The following is a 17,726-nucleotide window of genomic DNA, read 5'->3' on the forward strand; positions in this document are numbered from 1 at the left end:
ACGATCGCCTGACCCACCCCGCCCGAGGGTGCGGCCTCACGCGGGTGCTGCGCCGCCGCGCGCATGGCACGCCACCAGCGAAGCGGCGCGGCACCAGCGCGGCACTCGCGCGGCACCAGCGCGGCGCGCGCGCTGCCCGTCCCGGGAGCCGATTCTGGGACCCGCCGCCGGGCGAGTGGCGGATCAGCGGAACAAAACTACGATGGGCAGGGGGCTCCACGTTCGCGTGAGAAACCCCACGGCTTGACGGCTACCGCAACGACGCGGGAGCCAGTTATCTGATGGAGGCTAATTTTCAATGACGTCTGAGTCCACCCGTGCGGGTCTGCCCCCGCAAGACACGCTCGACGCTTTCATCTTCGACTACTACGAGCACCTCGCGGCCGAAGACCGCCAGAACTACAACGTGGAGCTGCTCCGCACGCGGGCCCTGCAGCACTGGCAGGTCGCCCATGACCGGATGCCGGGCACCGCCCGCGTTGAGATCCGAAACGAATCTGACCGCAGCGTCGTCTACGTCGTCATGGACGACATGCCATTCCTGGTCGATTCGGTCACCGCCGAGATCGTGCGGCAGCACGCGGCCATCCACCTCGTCGTGCACCCGCTGCTGGTCGTGGCCCGCGACCGCGACACGCATGTGCTGCAGAGCGCCGCCCGGGTGTCCGCAACCGCCGCGAAAGACGATGCGTCTCAGCGGGAATCCTGGATCGCCATCGAGATCGACCGTGCGACCGACGAGGCCCAGGCCCGTCTGTGCGAGGGCCTGTTGAAGGTGCTCGGCGACGTGCGGGCCGCGGTGGAAGACTGGCCGGCGATGACCGGAAAGGCCCAGGAGATCGCCCACGCGCTCGACGAGGTGGCGCACGCCGAGGGGATCGAGGACATCCGTCAGGCGCAGGAGCTGCTGGGTTGGCTGGGCGGCGACAACTTCACCTTCCTCGGCTACCGCGAGTACGACCTGAAGACCGTCGACGGCGAAGACGTGCTCGTCATCCGCGAGGGCAGCGGCCTGGGGCTGCTGCGCTCCGAAGAAGACGGCCACCAGATCCAGCACCTCACGGATGCCGGCCGCCAGAAGGCGCGCGAACGCGCCGCCCTGGTGATCACCAAGGCGAATTCCCGGTCCAGCGTTCACCGTCCCGCCTACTTCGACTACATCGGGATCAAGAGTTTCGATGCCGAAGGCAAGGTCGTCGGCGAGCGCCGCTTCATCGGCCTGTTCGCCGCCACGGCCTACACCAGCTCCGTGCGCGATGTTCCGATCCTCCGCGACAAGGTCAACGCCGTCATGATCCAGGCCGGTTTTCCAGCCGGGTCGCACAGCGGCAAGGACCTGATGGGGATCATGGAGACCTATCCCCGCGACGAGCTGTTCCAGATCGACGTGCCCACCCTGCTGACCACCGCGCTCGCCATTCAGCGCCTGCAGGAACGACGCCGCACCCGGCTCTTCCTGCGACCGGATGTCTACGGCCGTTTCATGACCGCCATGGTCTACCTGCCGCGTGACCGCTACACGACCGCGGTGCGCCTGCGGATCGAGGAGGAGCTGCGGGTCACCTTCAACGCGGAATCCGTCGACTTCGAAGCCCGCATGACGGAATCCGCTCTCGCCCGGCTGTTCTTCCGCATCCGTTTGCAGAAAGATGCCCCGGCCGTCTCCGTCGATGCCGCCGCGCTGGAACGCCGTCTGGTGATGGCGGTGCGCTCCTGGTCGGAGGGCCTCAGCGAGCAGCTGCGGGAGAGCCGCCCGCTGGCTGAGGCCGAGCGCCTGTCTGACCTGTGGGCCGAGGCTTTCCCGGCCAGCTACCGGGTAGACTACGAGATCGAAAACGCCCTGCAGGACATCGGCAGGTTCGAGGCATCCGCCGCCGCCGCCGAGGATGCCGTCCGCACAGGCCTGGGCACGGCACGGCCCGGCCTCTACGTCTACCTCCCCGCCGACGCCGGGGAGGCCGCGGAAGAGGATGCCCGCATCAAGCTCTACATGATGGAGCCCAAGAGCCTCAGCCAGATCCTGCCGTTCCTGCAGAACCTCGGCATCGAGGTGCTCGACGAGGTGCCCTTCGAAATCGAGACCGCCGACGGCCGCGCCTTCTACCTCTATGACCTGGGCCTGAACTACCCGGAGGGTGTGGACCCGATCACGACCGGCGCTCTCCTGGCGGACTCCTTCGGTGCCGCGGTCAGCGGGGCCATCCAATCGGACGGCCTCGACCGCCTCGTGCTCCGGGAGGGCATGCCCTGGCACCGGGTCGTCATCCTGCGCAGCTATGCAAAATACCTGCGCCAGGCCGGCAACACCAACTCCTACGGCTTCATCGCCGACACACTGCTCGCCAATCCGGCCGTCACCCGCGGGCTGGTGGCGCTCTTCGAGGCCCGCTTCGATCCCGACCTGGCCGAGCCGGAACGCATCCGTCGCAGCCTGCAGGTCACGGCCGACCTCACGGCGGCTATGGAACAGGTCACCACACTTGACGCCGACCGGGTGCTGCGCACACTGATCAACCTGATCGAGTCGTCGTTGCGCACGAACTTCTACCAGGACAAGCCCTACCTGAGCATTAAACTCGACCCGACCTCGATCGAGCTTCTGCCGTTCCCCCGGCCGAAATACGAGATCTGGGTGTACTCCCCGCAGGTGGAGGGCGTGCACCTGCGCTTCGGCAAGGTGGCCCGTGGCGGGCTGCGCTGGTCGGACCGGCGGGAGGACTTCCGCACCGAGGTGCTTGGCCTGGTCAAGGCGCAGACGGTCAAGAACGCCGTGATCGTGCCCACCGGCGCCAAGGGCGGCTTCTTCGCCAAACAGCTGCCCGACCCGGCCCTCGACCGCGTGGCCTGGATGAACGAGGGCATCGAGAGCTACAAGACCTTCATCCGGGGGCTGCTCGACCTGACCGACAACCTGGTGACCACGCCGGAGGGAGAGCAGCTCGTGCCGCCCGCTCGCGTGGTGCGGCACGACGACGACGATTCGTACCTCGTTGTCGCGGCCGACAAGGGCACGGCCACCTTCTCTGACGTGGCCAACGGGCTCGCCGCCGAATACGGTTTCTGGATGGGGGACGCGTTCGCCTCCGGCGGTTCGATCGGCTACGACCACAAGGCCATGGGCATCACCGCCCGCGGCGCGTGGGAGTCGGTCAAGCGTCACTTCAGCGAGCTGGGCGTCGACACGCAGTCGGAGGACTTCACGGTCGTCGGGGTGGGCGACATGTCCGGCGACGTCTTCGGCAACGGCATGCTGCTGTCGCAGCACATCCGTTTGCTGGCGGCCTTCGACCACCGCCATATTTTCCTGGATCCGAATCCGGATGCCGCGCTCTCCTTCCAGGAACGACGTCGCCTTTTCGCCCTGCCTCGTTCGTCTTGGGCTGACTACAACCCGAGCCTGATCAGCGCCGGTGGCGGGGTCTTCCCGCGCCAGGCCAAGGTGGTGCCGATTTCCGCCGAGGTGCGCGCAGCCCTCGGGCTGCCGGCCGGCACCGTGCGGTTGAGCCCCCCTGAACTGCTCCGCGCCATCCTGACCGCCCCGGCCGACCTGCTCTACAACGGTGGCATCGGAACCTATGTGAAGGCGAGCAGCGAGACGGCCGCCGAGGTCGGAGACAAGGCGAACGACTCCATCCGGGTGGACGGCAAGGACCTTCGGGTCAGGGTTGTCGGAGAGGGCGGCAACCTCGGGATGACCCAGCACGGGCGCATTGAGGCTGCCCTCGCGGGCGTCATCCTCAACACCGACGCGATCGACAACTCCGCCGGCGTGGACTGCTCCGACCACGAGGTCAACATCAAGATCTTCGTCGACCGGATGGTGGCCGCCGGCAAGCTGGCCGAGTCGGAGCGGGCGGAGTTCCTCGCCTCCATGTCCGACGAGGTCGCGCGGCTGGTGCTGGAGGACAACGTCGACCAGAACATCCTGCTGCTCAACGACCGGGCTAAGGTGACCAGCTGGAGCCCCAGCTACGAGCGGCTGATGGACTGGCAGGAGGCGTCGGGCGACCTCAAGCGTGAGCTCGAGGCGTTGCCCACCACGGCGACGCTGCGGGAGCGCCTCGAAACGGGCCAGGGTCTGACCTCACCCGAGCTGTCCGTGCTGGCGGCATACGCCAAGATCGAGCTGGCGACGGCGCTGCGGGACAGTGACCTGCCCGAGGACCCCTGGTTCGGTCGCACCCTGCGCCGGTACTTCCCGGTGCAGCTCTCCGAGCGCTTCGACGCCGAGCTCGACACTCATCCGCTGCGCCGCGAGATCATCGCCACTGTCGTAGCGAACGACATGATCAACCTCGGCGGGGTGACCTTCGCGTTCCGGGCCATGGAGGAGACCTCGGCCAATCAGGCCACGGTCGCCAAAGCGTTCGTCGCCCTGCGCGAGATCTTCGAGATCGATGTGCTCGTCGATGAGGTCAACGCCCTGCCGTCGTCGTTCCCGACGACGCACTGGACGGCGATCCACCTGGACATCCGTCGTCTGCTCGACCGGGCCGTGCGCTGGCAGGTCAACCAGGGGGCGTCGCGCCCGGTCGGCGAGGTCGTCGCCCAGTACAAGCCGCAGATGGACCTGATGCGTGCGCACCTCGACGACTACCTCAAGGGTGGCGACCTCAAGCGGGTGCTGGCCCTGCTGGACACGGCCAAGGAGTGGGGCGTGCCGGAAAACCTCGGACGCCGGTGGGCCGAGCTCTTCGAGGCGTTCGCCCTGCTGGACGTGGCGCAGATCGCGGCGCAGGCCGGTGAGCCCATGGCTGACGTGGCCGGCGTCTACTACACGGTCTACGACCGGTTCCGGGTGGACAACCTGCTGGAGCGCATCACCGTGCTGCCCCGGAAGGACCGCTGGCAGGCCCTAGCCCGCGCCGCGCTCCGTGACGATCTCTACTCGACGGTGGCCGATATGACGCGGGCGGTGCTGACGCAGACGGATGCCGGCAATGCCGATGAGCGCGTCGTCGCCTGGGAGGGCCTCAACGTGGAACAGCTGGGACGGGCCCGCAGCGTTTTCGAGGAGGTCAACGCCCTGGGTCAGGACGATATGGCCTCCCTATCCGTGGTCGTGCGGCTGCTGCGCTCGATCGTGCGCCGCTGACCTGCCGCGTGCGGGCATCCGTCGCTGCTGCGCGTGCCTGCGCGCTACCAGCTGCTGCCGGCGCGCCCGCTGCTAACTCAGGAGAAGTCCGAGTCTGATGCCTCAATGCGGGGAATGCGCCGCGGAATCACGCGGCAGGTGTCGGGCGCGCGCGTGGATCTCCTGAGTTAGCCACCGTGGGTGCCGCCCACACGTAGAGGTGGGGGCCGCCGCATGCGGGGGCAGCCTCCCGGGTGCGCGTGCTAGTGGCCGCGGGCGATCCACTCGTCGAGGTGCACGGCCTCCTCGCCGATCGTCGTCGACTCGCCGTGGCCGGTGAGCACGACAGTGCTCGTCGGGAGTGTGAGCAGCTTGTCCGTGATCGACGCGATGATCGTGGGGAAGTCACTGAACGAGCGGCCGGTCGCGCCGGGACCGCCCTGGAACAGGGTGTCGCCGCTGAAGACGGTACCCAGCGCGGACGCGTAGAAGCAGACGGCGCCGGGGGAGTGCCCGGGAGTGTGCAGCACCTCGAGGTCGATGCCGGACACGTAAATGTGCTGACCGTTCTCCAATGGGCGGCTCGGCGGGGTATCCGGGTAGACCCGGTCCCACAGCACCATATCGTCAGGGTGGAGGTAGGTTGGCGCGGTGTGTGCGGCTTGCACGCCGGCGACGGCGCCGATGTGGTCGTCGTGTGCGTGGGTGCACAGGATTCCCACCAGCTTGCGGTCCCCGACGGCTCCTAGGATGGCGTCGACGGAGTGGGCGGCGTCGATCACGACGCACTCGTCGTCGTCGCCGACGATCCAGACGTTGTTGTCCACGTCCCAGGTGCCGCCGTCGAGGCTGAAGCTGCCCGACGTGACGAGGTGTTCGATGCGGGCGGCCACTAGAGCACGACCACGGAGCGCAGCACGTCGCCGCGGGCCATCTTCGCGAAGGCCTCCTCGATGTGGCCGATGCCGATGCGTTCGCTGACGAACTCGTCCAGCGGCAGGCGGCCTTGCAGGTATAAGTCGGTCAACATCGGGAAGTCGCGCTCCGGCAGGCAGTCGCCGTACCAGGACGACTTCAGCGCGCCGCCGCGTCCGAACACGTCCAGCAGTGGAATCTCGAGCATCATCTCGGGGGTGGGCACGCCCACCAGGACGACGGTTCCGGCCAGGTCGCGGGCGTAGAACGCCTGCCGCCAGGTCTCGGGACGCCCCACGGCGTCGATCACGACATCCGCGCCGAAGCCGTCGGTGAGATTCTGAACGGCCGAGACCACGCCATCCTCGTCGAGGCCACCCGAGTCGATGGTGTGCGTGGCACCGAGCGTCACGGCGGTGGCAAGCTTCTTCTGGTCGCGGTCGATGGCGATGATGACGGATGCCCCGGCGAGCCGGGCTCCGACGATCGCCGCGTTGCCGACGCCGCCGCATCCGATCACGGCGACTGAGTTGCCGCGGGTCACATTGCCCGTGTTCAGGGCGGCGCCGATACCGGCCATGATGCCGCAGCCGAGCAGTCCGACGACCGCAGGGTCGGCGGCAGGATCGACCTTGGTGCACTGCTTCTCGTGCACGAGGGTCTTCTCGGCAAAGGCGCCGATGCCGAGGGCCGGGGTGAGCTCGGTGCCGTCGGTGAGGGTCATCTTCTGACCGGCGTTGAAGGTGTCGAAGCAGTACCAGGGCTCGGCGCGCTTGCAGGCGCGGCAGTCACCGCAGACCGCACGCCAGTTCAGCACCACGAAGTCTCCCACGGCGACGTGCGTGACGCCCGCGCCGATCACGCTCACCCGGCCGGCGGCCTCATGGCCGAGCAGGAAGGGGAACTCGTCGTTGATGCCGCCGTCCCGGTAGTGCACATCGGTGTGGCAGACGCCGCACGTCTCGATGTCGACGATGACCTCGCCCGCAGCAGGGTCGGGGATGACGATGTCAACGAGCTCCACCGGCGCGCCCTTCGATCGAGCGATGACGCCTTTAACGGTGATCGACATGGAACTCCTCTGGGTCGGTGCGCGGGCAGGCGCTGGTGGAACCCGTCCACACTACCCAACCTCCCTGCGCCTGCCCTGTCGAACCAATTCGACGGAGATTTTGCCGTGAGGGCCGGGTTTCGGTCCGAATCGGCCTCGTAGGGCCAAAATCTCCGTCGAATTCGTGAGGGCCAGGGCCATGGCCAGGGGCGTGGTGCGGATGCCGCGAGCCACGCCACGGGAGCGGCTACGCGAATTCCTGGCAGTGATCGCACCACCAACCGCCGCCGACCGGTGCCATCGGGTCGTAGCAGGAAGCGCAGGCAGGAGTCGGCAGTAGGCGGTCGTCGTTGTTCATACGGAGCTCGGTATCGATTCTCAGCACGAGGTCCCCAACCCAGGAAAGGGCATTCGCGACCACAAGTGTAGGCAGACCTCAGCCCGGATGTCTAGGTAAGTTGACAATCTCGAGTGCGAACTTTCGTCCTCGGCGACGGATGCGCCGAGCGCGACAGCACGCGCTCCGGCACGTCCCGCAGAAGGATTTCCGCCGTGATCGGCTCGATGTCCGTGAGTGCCAGGAGCCTGGGCGGGGGCTCTTCCTGCCAGGTCGCTTCCGAGGTCGGTGGCGGTGAGGTGTCCGGTCAGCACACCGATGCACCTCTGCCGGCGTGGGATGCGTCGGCTTCCGTTGACACCCCCGGAGGCCCGGTCTACCGTGACCGGTGTTCGAGCGCGTTCGTACGCCAACTGAGCGGCTGTGGAATCTGTTGCGGCTGCTCCTGAGCCGGGAGTTCTCTGATGGGCGCTGTAGGTCTGCTCTATGTGGGTGCCGTTCTCTTCATCAACGGCCTGATGTTGGTGGGAGCGATACCAGGCAAGTCGGCTGGAATCCTTAATTTCTTCGTCGGTGGAATGCAGGTCATCTTTCCGACGCTGATCATCCTCGGCGCCGACGGCGACCTGGCCATCATCTTCGGAGCGGCGGGGCTCTACCTTTTCGGATTCACCTATCTCTATGTGGCGATCCTGCAGTTCACCGGCATCAGCGGTGAAGGCCTCGGCTGGTTCTCCCTGTTCGTGGTGCTCTGTGCCACGGTGATCGGCGTTCTCCAATTCACCCTGCTCGACGACCCCGTCTTCGGGGTGATCTGGCTGATCTGGGCGGTGCTCTGGTTCCTCTTCTTCCTCGTGCTGGGGCTCGGCAAAGACTCGCTGACCCACACGACCGGGTGGTTCACGATCTTCATCAGCCATATGACCGGAACGATCCCGGCCTTTCTGCTACTGCTGGGCGAGTACGAGACCAACGCGGGCTACGCACTGATCGTGGCGCTCGCCGCTGCGCTGTCACTGGCGGCGGCCTGGATGCTCGGCCACGGCGCGCTCCCGGCGCGGGAGAGCCCCGTCCCGGCCGAGTCGACCCGGTCCGCCTGAGAAGGGAACACCAGCCATGCCCGTCTACGAGTTTCGCTGCGTTGACTGCTCCGGCTTCGAGCTGATCCTCCCCATCGGCACGGCCCCGGATGTCGCGACCTGCCCTTCCTGCCAGGGCGACGCTCGGCGGCGGATCACCGCCCCGAACGTCTCCCGAACCGGTTCGTCGGCGTTCCAGCTGATCGATGCGGCGAACCGGAGCGCGCACGAGCCGAGCGTCGTCGGTTCGGCGAAGCCCGGGGTGCGCACCGGCACGACCCAGCGTTATACCTCCAACCCGCTCCATCAGAAACTGCCGCGGCCCTAGCTTGTCCGGCCCGGCTCGACCAGATACAGGAGACGTCATGCCCAAGAAGATTTTTCCCCTTGATTCGAGCAAGAAGTTCGAAGACCAGGAACTCGTCGGCCATAACCGGTGGCACCCGGAGATTCCCCCGGTGGCCACCGTCAAGCCCGGTGAATCGTTCCGGGTCGATTGCCGGGAGTGGTTCGACGGGGCGATCGTCAATGACGACTCGGCCGATGACATCCTGAACGCTCCACTGATGACCGTGCACAAGCTCAGCGGTCCCTTCGCCGTGGCGGGTGCCCAGCCGGGAGATCTGCTGATCGTCGACATCCTGGACGTGGGCCCGATCCCGCAGGAGGACTCCGGACCGCTGGCCGGGCAAGGCTGGGGCTACACCGGCATCTTCTCCAAGAACAACGGTGGCGGGTTCCTGGTCGACCAGTTCCCGGATGCCTACAAGGCCATCTGGGACTTCACCGGCCAGACTGCGACCTCCCGCCATGTACCCGGCGTCTCCTTCACCGGACTCATCCACCCCGGTCTGATGGGAACGGCGCCGTCGGCCGCGCTGCTCGCGAAGTGGAACAAGCGCGAGGGTGACCTGATTGCCACGGACCCGAACCGGGTGCCGCCGCTGGCGCTGCCGCCCGAACCGCAGTTCGCGGTGCTGGGCAGCCTCGCCGCGTCCGAGTTCGACCGGGTGGCCGGCGAGGCGGCCCGCACGGCGCCGCCCCGCGAGAACGGGGGCAACCAGGACATCAAGAACATGTCCAAGGGCACCCGGATCTTCTACCCGGTCTTCGTCGACGGCGCCAACCTGTCGCTCGGCGACCTGCACTTCTCGCAGGGCGACGGTGAGATCACGTTCTGCGGCGCCATCGAGATGGGCGGGTTCATCGACCTGCGGGTGGACCTCATCAAGGGCGGCATGGACACCTACGGTGTGAGCGAGAACGCGATCTTCATGCCCGGCAACGTGGACCCCCGCTACAGCGAGTGGTTGGCGTTCTCGGGCACCTCGGTGACCCTCGACGGCACCCAGCGCTACCTGGACTCCCACCTGTCGTACCAGAGGGCCTGTCTGCACGCGATCGACTACCTGGTCAAGTTCGGCTACAGCCCCGAGCAGGCGTACATCATTCTCGGTGCCGCTCCGATCGAGGGTCGGCTCTCGGGGGTGGTGGATATCCCGAACTCCTGTTCCACCGTCTACATCCCCACGGCGATCTTCGACTTCGACGTGCGACCCTCCGCCGCCGGTCCGCACCAGATCGACCCGGGCATCGGTGCACCCCGGGCGAATAATAAGTGAGGCTGGGCTAGCCGCACGGCCGAGCACACGGGCGCACGGTCCAGTGGACCGGGCGCCCGTGTCGGTTCGGGGCGGGTGTGTTCGGCACCCACGATCTCGGATCAGCGCGACGGTTCCAGCCGCACCAGCACTGCCTTCGAGACGGGCGTGTTGCTGCCCTCTGCGGTGGAGTCCAGCGGCACGAGCACATTGGCCTCGGGAAAGTAGGCCGCGGCGCATCCGCGGGCGCTCGGGTAGGCCACCACCCGGAGCCGGCGCAGCACACGATCCACGTCGTCGCTGAACTCACTGTGCACATCGACAAGCATGCCGCTGACCAGGCCCAGCTCCTCGACATCCTCCGGGTTCACGAAGATGACCTGGCGGCCGTTCTTGATGCCGCGGTAACGGTCATTCGGGCTGTAGATGGTGGTGTTGAACTGGTCGTGCGAGCGCAGGGTCTGCAGGAGCAGCCGCCCCGGCGGCCGTACGAGGTGTTCCAGCTCGTTGACCGTGAGCAGCGCCTTGCCGCTGGGGGTGGAGAAGGTTCGCAGATCGCGGGGGCCGTTGGGAAGGGAGAAGCCTTCCTGCTGGCGGATCCGTCGGTTGAAGTCGGCGAAGCCCGGAAGGACATGCGCGATGTGATCCCGGATGAGGTCGTAGTCGTTCTCGAAGCCGGCCCAGTCGATCGAGGTGGTGGCGTCGAGCGTGGCCCGGGCGAGGCGCGACACGATGGCGACCTCGGAGAGCAGCCGGTCCGACACCGGTTCGAGTGGGCCGGCGGAGGAATGCACCGCGCACACCGTGTCTTCTACGGACACGAACTGCGGGCCGGTGACCTGTCGGTCGATCTCCGTGCGGCCCAGTGTGGGCAGGATGAGTGCCGCGTCGCCGACCACAGCATGGGACCGGTTCAGCTTCGTGGAGATCTGCACGCTCAGTGCCGTCTTCGAGATCGCGGCCTCGGCTACTGCGGTATCGGAAATCGCCGCCACCAGGTTGCCGCCGAGGGCGATCCAGACCTTCACCAGGCCGTCCCGCATGGCCCGGATGGCCCCCACGCTGTCGAGGCCGTCGACGCGGGGCGGGTTGAACCCGAATTCCCGTTCCAGCGCGTCGAGGAACACCGGCGGCATCCGTTCCCAGATGCCCATGGTGCGGTCGCCCTGCACATTGCTGTGGCCGCGGATCGGGGAGGCGCCGGCGCCGGGTTTGCCGATGTTGCCGCGCAGCAGCAGCAGATTGATGATCTCCTTGATGGTCGGCACGGCCTTCTTGTGCTGCGTGATCCCCATGGCCCAGGTGATGATGACCTTATCCGCCCGCAGGTAGCGGTCGGCGAGCTCGTCGATCTCGGACTCGGCCAGGCCCGTGGCCGTTGCGACGACGGCGTCGTCGAGCTGGGCCAGATGCGCGCGCAGCTCGTCGAGGCCCACGCAGTGCGTCCGCAGGAAATCGTGGTCGAGGACGGTTCCGGGCCGGGCGGCTTCGGCATCGAGCACCCGTTTGGAGATGGCCTGCATGAGCGCCATGTCGCCCCCGAGCCGGATTTGCAGGTGCTGGTCGGCGATCACGGTGCCGGACCCGATGACGCCTTGCACCGTCTGCGGGTTCTTGTAGCGCAGCAGGCCGGCCTCCGGGAGCGGGTTGATGGCGACAACGGATGCGCCGGCCTGCTTCGCCTCCTCAAGCGCCGTGAGCATCCGCGGATGATTGCTGCCCGGGTTCTGTCCCATGATGATGATCAGGTCGGCGCGAGCGAAGTCGGCATAGGTGATGGTGCTCTTGCCGATGCCCACGGTCTCGGCCATCGCGTAGCTGGTCGATTCGTGGCACATGTTCGAACAGTCCGGCAGGTTGTTGGTGCCGAACGCGCGCACGAAGAGCTGGTAGAGGAACGCGGCCTCGTTCGAGGTGCGGCCGCTGGTGTAGAACGCCGCCTGGTCGGGGGAGTCGAGCTCGCGAAGGGTGTCACCCACCAGCGTGAACGCGTCGTCCCAGCTGATCGGCCGGTAGTGCTCGGCGCCGGCCGGTTTGTAGACCGGCTCCACAAGTCGACCCTGCATGCCGAGCCAGTACTCTGACTTCGTCAGCAGCTCGCTGATCGGGTTCTCAGCCCAGAACGTGGTGGGAACCGTGACCGGTGTTGCCTCCCAGGTCACCGCTTTGGCCCCGTTCTCGCAGAACTCGAACGTCTTGCGAAGCGCGGGATCCGGCCAGGCGCAGCTCATGCAGTCGAAGCCGTCGCGCTGGTTCATTGCGGTCAGGGCCCGGAGGCTGCGGGGCACGCCCATCTGTCGGAAGGCCGGGCCCATGGCATGGGTTACGCCGGGGACTCCCGCAGCCCAGGTTTTGGGCCGGGAGATCTCGATGGCGTCCTCGTTGATGTCGTCGACACTGCTCATACGTCGGTAGTAGCATCCCTGGCCGTTGCCGGCAAGGCACGGTGCGGCCGGCCCGGCCGAAATGGTGCCAACGAATCCCGCCAACGGTCACCATCGGGTGCAAAATGACCGTACCGTTGATATGTGGTCTTCGAGCATCGGACTTGAAGAGTGTGGGGGCCACGCACACGAAAGGTTTTTCTAGCTTGAGCGACGAATGTATCCATGGACTCGAGGGCGGGCTGTGCGCCAGCTGCTTCCCGAAGGCCGCTCCCGAAATCGTGCCCGGAGTAGCCACCCGAGCTACTCGGAGCAAGTCCGCGGGCCGCGCCCCGTCGCTGCGCAGCTCACCGTCACCCCGTACCGTGACCCTCGGCGGACCGAACCCCACTCTGGGCACCAAAACAGCCGCCGTGAAGCCCGTCACGATCAAGGCGGCCACCGGAGTGAAACGCGTCACCAGCTCGAAGTCTGCCGTTGACAACGTCGGTGAGCAGCGCATCTACCATGTCACGCACATCCGCAATCTGGCCGGCATCCTGAGCAGTGGTCGCCTGCTCGCCGACACGAGCGACGCCTGGACGACGCGCCCGCCCGTCGACCTCTCGTCAGCACCCCAGCGCGCGGCCCGGCGTGCCGCGCAAGTCGCCGGCGACGACAGCGCCAGCGTCGCAAGCTACGTGCCGTTCTACCTTTCGCCCAACGCCCGCCTGTGGGACAGCCTGCTCACCGAGTCCAACGACCCGCGCCTGTCGACAGAGGCCCACGGTTCGGAGACCTATGACTTCGTCATTCTGGTCAGCACGGTCAAGAAGCTCCGCGACGCCCACGACGGCGCCGCAGACGTCTCCGCGGCAGCCGTCGCGGTGACCAACGGGGATGCCGCCGGTGCATTGACCCGGTTCGGCACCGCGCCGGAAACCGCCGACCGCATGCTGCGGTCCCTCCGTGCCGACCAGGAATCGCAAAAGATCCGGGAGGCGGAACTGCTTGTCACCGAGTCGTTCCCGTTCGAATTGGTCACGCTCGTCGGAGTCGCCAACGACAAGGTGCGCGACGCCGTGCGTACTATCCTTGAGGCGGGGTCCTATAAGCCCAAGGTCGTCGTCTACCCGCCGTGGTTCCACGCGGTGGACGAGACCGCCGCGGTCTAGCTCGGTGACGGAGCACTGGGCCGGTCAAACGTCGAACCGGCTCGGGGCTCCGGTTGTGGTGGAGCGGGGTGGCGAGCGACTGTCCAGCTCTGCCCTAGTCTCGGGGAATGGGTAGACAACAGGGCCGTCCGGGCGTGCTGGTCGGTGTTCTCGTTCTCGGAGTCGTCGGATTCGCCTGGGTGCAGCAGTCCGGTGCTCTGGCGAACGCGTTCGAGGGCATGCTGAGCGCCCTGAGCCAGACCGAGAGCTCCGGTGAGAGCACCGACCCGGTCGTGAACGCTGCGAACGGCACCGCCGAGACGGCGGTCGGCGATGTGCCCGCGCCGCCCAGCGAGGCCGTCTCGATGACGGTGGAATATGTGCACGACGGCGACACGCTCTTTCTGCGCACAGACCAACCGAATGCCCTGGTGGCGACGACGGATGAGGTCAAGGTGCGACTCCTCGGAATCGATACGCCGGAGGTGGGGAACAATGCCGAATGCTTCGGCGACCAAGCCACGGAGCAGCTGCGGACTCTGCTGCCGGAGGGCAGCCTGACCTGGGTCACCGCCGATCGGGATCCGGCCGACCGATACGGACGCAGCCTGTTCTATCTGTGGACCGAGGACGGACGATTCGTCAACTACGAGCTCGTTGCCAGTGGCGCGGCCGAGTCGCTCACGATCGCGCCGAACGACGCCCACTACCCGCTGCTGCGTGCGGCGGAGGATGCCGCGATGAACGCCGGTGTGGGCCAGTGGGGCGTCTGCTGACCCAGCAGAGCTCCAGCGCTCGGCCGGCGGCGGCAGGATCAGCCAGACCGCCACGATGTTCACCAGCACCGAGGCTCCGGTCACCTGGCCGGCTACCCGGATCAGGTAGACCGTGAGCTGGTAGCTGTCGAGTTCGGTGAACCTCGGCTGGAAGGCGAGGACGAACAGGCCACCACCGATGGTCTGTCGCCGTGCACCACAGGGCCGGGGTTCAGCCCAGTCAGGTGCGTGTCCGCAGCATCCACTTGCGCAGTTCTTCGGTCCACAGCACGAGGGAGGCCATGCCCACGCAGACGGCCCAGTGCAGGGGGGTCATCGAGGCGGTTCCGAAGGCGGTCTGCAGGAAGGGGAATTCGACCACGGCCACCTGCAGCAGGACCGCGAGCAGGATCGCACCCCACAACCACCGGTTCACGAACAGGCGGTGGAACGCGGTGGTCAGTTCGGAGCGCGCGTTGAGCGTGTTGAACAGCTGGGCGAAGACCAGGGTGGTGAAGCCGGCCGTGCGGGCTGCCGTGAGGTCGTCGCTGCCGGGATCCAGCGCCGGCAGCAGACCCCCGGGCAGGAACAGGTCGATGGTGGCCAGGGTGACCGCGGCCATCACCAGGCCGGTCGACATGATGCCCATCCACATGCGCAGGTCGATCATGCGTTCGTGGATCGGCCGGGGCGGGCGGGCCATGACGTCGTCGATCTCCGGGTCGACGCCCATCGCCAGGGCCGGCCCGGAATCGGTGATGAGATTGATCCAGAGGATCTGGGTGACCAGCAGAGGCAGCACGACTGTCTCGCTGCTGGCGCCGGCCAGGCCCAGTACCCCGGACAGGAGCACGCCCAGGAACACCGTGAGCACCTCGCCCATGTTCGAGGAAAGCAGGTAGCGCAGGAACTTCTTGATGTTGTCGAGGATGACCCGGCCACCCCGAACGGCGGCCACGATGGTGGCGAAGTTGTCGTCGACCAGGATGATCTTCGCCGCCTCCTTGGTCACCTCGGTTCCGGTGATGCCCATGGCCACGCCGATGTCGGCGGATTTCAACGCCGGGGCGTCGTTGACGCCGTCTCCGGTCATCGCCACGATGTCGCCGTTCGCCTGCAGGGCGTCCACGATGCGCAGCTTGTGGTGGGGGGAGACACGAGCGAAGACGGATGTCCCGCGCACCGCGTCCCGCAGCCCCGGCTCGTCGAGGCGGTCGAGGTCTGCTCCCGCCAGTGCCGGCGCACCCGGTTCGACGATCCCGAGGTCGCTCGCTATCCGGGCGGCGGTCGCGGGATGGTCGCCCGTGATCATGACCACCCGCACCCCTGCCCGGTGGGCTTGCGCTATCGCCGTCGTCACTTCGATGCGGGGCGGGTCGATGATGCCCACGACCCCCGCGTAGATGAGGCCATGCTCGTCGGCCTCGTCCAGCGGTGCCGTGTTCTCGTCGGCGCGGCTGTAGGCCACACCCAGTGTGCGGAAAGCCTGAGCGGAAAGCGCCTGGATGTCGGCCAGCATCCGTTGTCGCCGCTCGTCGGTCAGCGGCACGACCGTCATGCCGATCTGCAGGGAGGTGCACCGTTCGAGGAGCACATCGGGGGCGCCCTTGCTGAAGATGCGGAGGCTGCCGTCGCTGGTCTCCTGGTGCAGGGTGGACATCATCTTGCGCTCCGAGGTGAAGGGCACCTCGTCCAGGCGGTCGAATCGGGCCATGTGGCCGGTAGTTCCCTCGAGCTTGGCCGCGGCCACCAGGAAGGCCGCCTCGGTGGGGTCACCCTGGATCTCCCATTCGCTGTTCCTCTCGGCGAGCTGGGCATTGCCGGCGAGGGATCCAGCGCCCAGCACCAGCTGGGCCTCGTAGCGGAGCGCCGGGTCGGTGAGCGGAGCGTCACCCTGGAGTACCTCGCCGTCGGGGCGGTAGCCCACCCCGGTCACGTCGACCCGCCCGGAGGCGGTCAGCACCTGCTGGATCGTCATCTCGTTCCGGGTCAACGTGCCGGTTTTGTCGCAGCAGATCACGGAGGCGGAACCCAGGGTTTCCACGGACTTCAGGTTCTTGACGACGGCGTTCTGCCGCGCCATCCGTTGCACGCCGATGGAGAGGATCACCGACAGGATCGCCGGTAGCCCCTCCGGAACGGCCGCGACGGCGAGGGACACCCCGAGTAGGAACACGATGACGAAGTCGGTCGGGGTGGATACCCCCTGCACGAGCACGATGGTCAGCATCACGACGATGGCGATCACGATCACGACGATGCTGAGGAGCTTGCCGATGTGGCCGATCTCGACCTGCAGCGGGGTGGGGTGCGCCTCGGTGCGCTCGAGCATGCCGGCGATGGCGCCCACCTCGGTGTTCATGCCGGTTCCGGTGACGATGCCACGTCCGACGCCCTGGCTGACGGCCGTGCCCTTGAAGACCATGTTCAGGCGGTCACCGAGGGGTGCGGCAGCGGGGAGCGTGCGAGGGTTCTTCGTGACGGCCTCGCTCTCGCCGGTCAGGGAGGCTTCGGCGATGCGCAGCGAGTTCGCCTCGGTGAGCCGGGCATCCGCGCCCACGCTGTCGCCTTCGCCCAGCACCAGCAGGTCGCCGCGCACCAGCTTGGTGCTCGGCAGGGTGGTGAGCAGCCCGTCGCGCATGACGGTCGAGGCTGCCGCAGTCATCGTGGACAGGGCGGCTACGGCGTTGTCGGCCCGCGCCTCCTGCACCAGGCCGAGAACGGCGTTGAGCACCACGATGGCGGCGATCACGATGGCATCGACGGGCAGGCCCTGAGCGCCCTCGATCAGCCAGGCGCCGATCGATACCGTGGTGGCGACCAGAAGCAGGTAGATCAGAGGATCGTTGAACTGGGCCAGGATCCTCTGCCAGACCGGAACCGGGCGCACGGCGCGGAGCTCGTTCGGACCCTCGGCGGTGAGCCGGCGGGCGGCCTCGGACGCGGTCAGGCCGTGGGCGAGATCGGTTTCGAGCCGGCGGGCGATCTCAGTGGCATCGGCCAATGCGGGATCGACGTCGAGTCGGTCGATCTGGTCCAGTTGATCCGATTGAGCGAGCGCGTCCATCGGGTGGGTTCCTCGTTTCCGGGAGTGCCGGGTCAGTCTGGCCCGCGGCCCTTCCAGTGTAGAACCGGTGGGTCAGGACCCGTCGGCCGTCGCACCGGCCGCGCCTCCCGGCGCGCGTCGCGGCTGCGCGTTCCGGACGCGTCGGTTATCCGGGGGTCGTGCTCGTCGAGACCTGGGGGCCCTACTCCCGGAGGTTCCGGCGGCATCCGCGCACCAACTGCGGAGATTTTCAGGAGACGCCGTGAATGCGGACGCCACGATCGGCATGTCGCAAATATCTCCTCAGCAACGTGTGGTCGGAGACCAGACAACACCCACCCCGCCGTCGTA

The 17,726-nt window shown here is 67.2% G+C and carries 10 protein-coding genes; 6 read left to right on the top strand and 4 right to left on the bottom strand.

The window, feature by feature from the left end:
- Positions 1 to 298: 298 nt before the first annotated feature.
- Positions 299 to 5,095, top strand: a complete 4,797-nt coding sequence (locus E3O65_RS15025; RefSeq protein ID WP_134364534.1) for an NAD-glutamate dehydrogenase — start codon at positions 299 to 301, stop codon at positions 5,093 to 5,095.
- Between the two features lie 242 nt (positions 5,096 to 5,337).
- Here the strand turns inward: E3O65_RS15025 and E3O65_RS15030 are convergent, their stop codons facing one another.
- Together E3O65_RS15030 and E3O65_RS15035 are read right to left on the bottom strand one after the other, a co-directional pair.
- The gene (locus E3O65_RS15030; RefSeq protein WP_134364535.1) at positions 5,338 to 5,967 is read right to left on the bottom strand and encodes an MBL fold metallo-hydrolase; all 630 of its coding nucleotides are present in this window, start codon (positions 5,965 to 5,967) and stop codon (positions 5,338 to 5,340) included.
- Positions 5,967 to 7,061 carry an S-(hydroxymethyl)mycothiol dehydrogenase gene (locus E3O65_RS15035; RefSeq protein WP_134364536.1) on the bottom strand — a complete coding sequence of 365 codons (1,095 nt, stop codon included), beginning with the start codon at positions 7,059 to 7,061 and terminating at the stop codon, positions 5,967 to 5,969. Before E3O65_RS15035 ends, E3O65_RS15030 begins: the two co-directional genes overlap by 1 nt.
- A gap of 780 nt (positions 7,062 to 7,841) precedes the next feature.
- On the opposite strand from E3O65_RS15035, the gene E3O65_RS15040 reads away from it, so the two are divergent.
- From E3O65_RS15040 to fmdA, 3 genes are read left to right on the top strand one after another with little or no spacing between them, the layout of a single operon-like run.
- On the top strand, positions 7,842 to 8,477 hold the full coding sequence (locus E3O65_RS15040) for an AmiS/UreI family transporter (protein WP_134364537.1): 636 nt from the start codon (positions 7,842 to 7,844) through the stop codon (positions 8,475 to 8,477).
- 16 nt (positions 8,478 to 8,493) lie between these two features.
- Entirely contained in the window at positions 8,494 to 8,784 is a 291-nt protein-coding gene (locus E3O65_RS15045; RefSeq protein ID WP_134364538.1) for an FmdB family zinc ribbon protein, read from the top strand.
- A 37-nt stretch (positions 8,785 to 8,821) separates the two neighbouring features.
- Positions 8,822 to 10,078, top strand: a complete 1,257-nt coding sequence (gene fmdA, locus E3O65_RS15050) for a formamidase (RefSeq protein ID WP_134364539.1) — start codon at positions 8,822 to 8,824, stop codon at positions 10,076 to 10,078.
- A gap of 101 nt (positions 10,079 to 10,179) precedes the next feature.
- Here fmdA and E3O65_RS15055 read toward each other — a convergent pair whose 3' ends face one another.
- Positions 10,180 to 12,462: an FdhF/YdeP family oxidoreductase gene (locus E3O65_RS15055; RefSeq protein ID WP_134364540.1), complete on the bottom strand. Its 2,283-nt coding sequence runs from the start codon at positions 12,460 to 12,462 to the stop codon at positions 10,180 to 10,182.
- Positions 12,463 to 12,647: 185 nt separating this feature from the next.
- Here E3O65_RS15055 and E3O65_RS15060 point away from each other — a divergent pair, with 185 nt between their 5' ends.
- Together E3O65_RS15060 and E3O65_RS15065 are read left to right on the top strand one after the other, a co-directional pair.
- A complete protein-coding gene (locus tag E3O65_RS15060; protein WP_134364629.1) occupies positions 12,648 to 13,595 on the top strand; it encodes a DarT ssDNA thymidine ADP-ribosyltransferase family protein in 948 nt (315 codons plus the stop codon).
- Between the two features lie 107 nt (positions 13,596 to 13,702).
- Complete coding sequence (locus tag E3O65_RS15065; protein WP_134364541.1) at positions 13,703 to 14,350, top strand: thermonuclease family protein; 648 nt, start codon at positions 13,703 to 13,705, stop codon at positions 14,348 to 14,350.
- Positions 14,351 to 14,570: 220 nt separating this feature from the next.
- Here the strand turns inward: E3O65_RS15065 and E3O65_RS15070 are convergent, their stop codons facing one another.
- Complete coding sequence (locus tag E3O65_RS15070) at positions 14,571 to 17,396, bottom strand: cation-translocating P-type ATPase (protein WP_134364542.1); 2,826 nt, start codon at positions 17,394 to 17,396, stop codon at positions 14,571 to 14,573.
- Positions 17,397 to 17,726 lie beyond the last annotated feature (330 nt).

This window comes from Cryobacterium breve (genome assembly GCF_004402375.1).
In the GTDB taxonomy this organism is placed as follows: Bacteria; Actinomycetota; Actinomycetes; order Actinomycetales; family Microbacteriaceae; genus Cryobacterium; species Cryobacterium breve.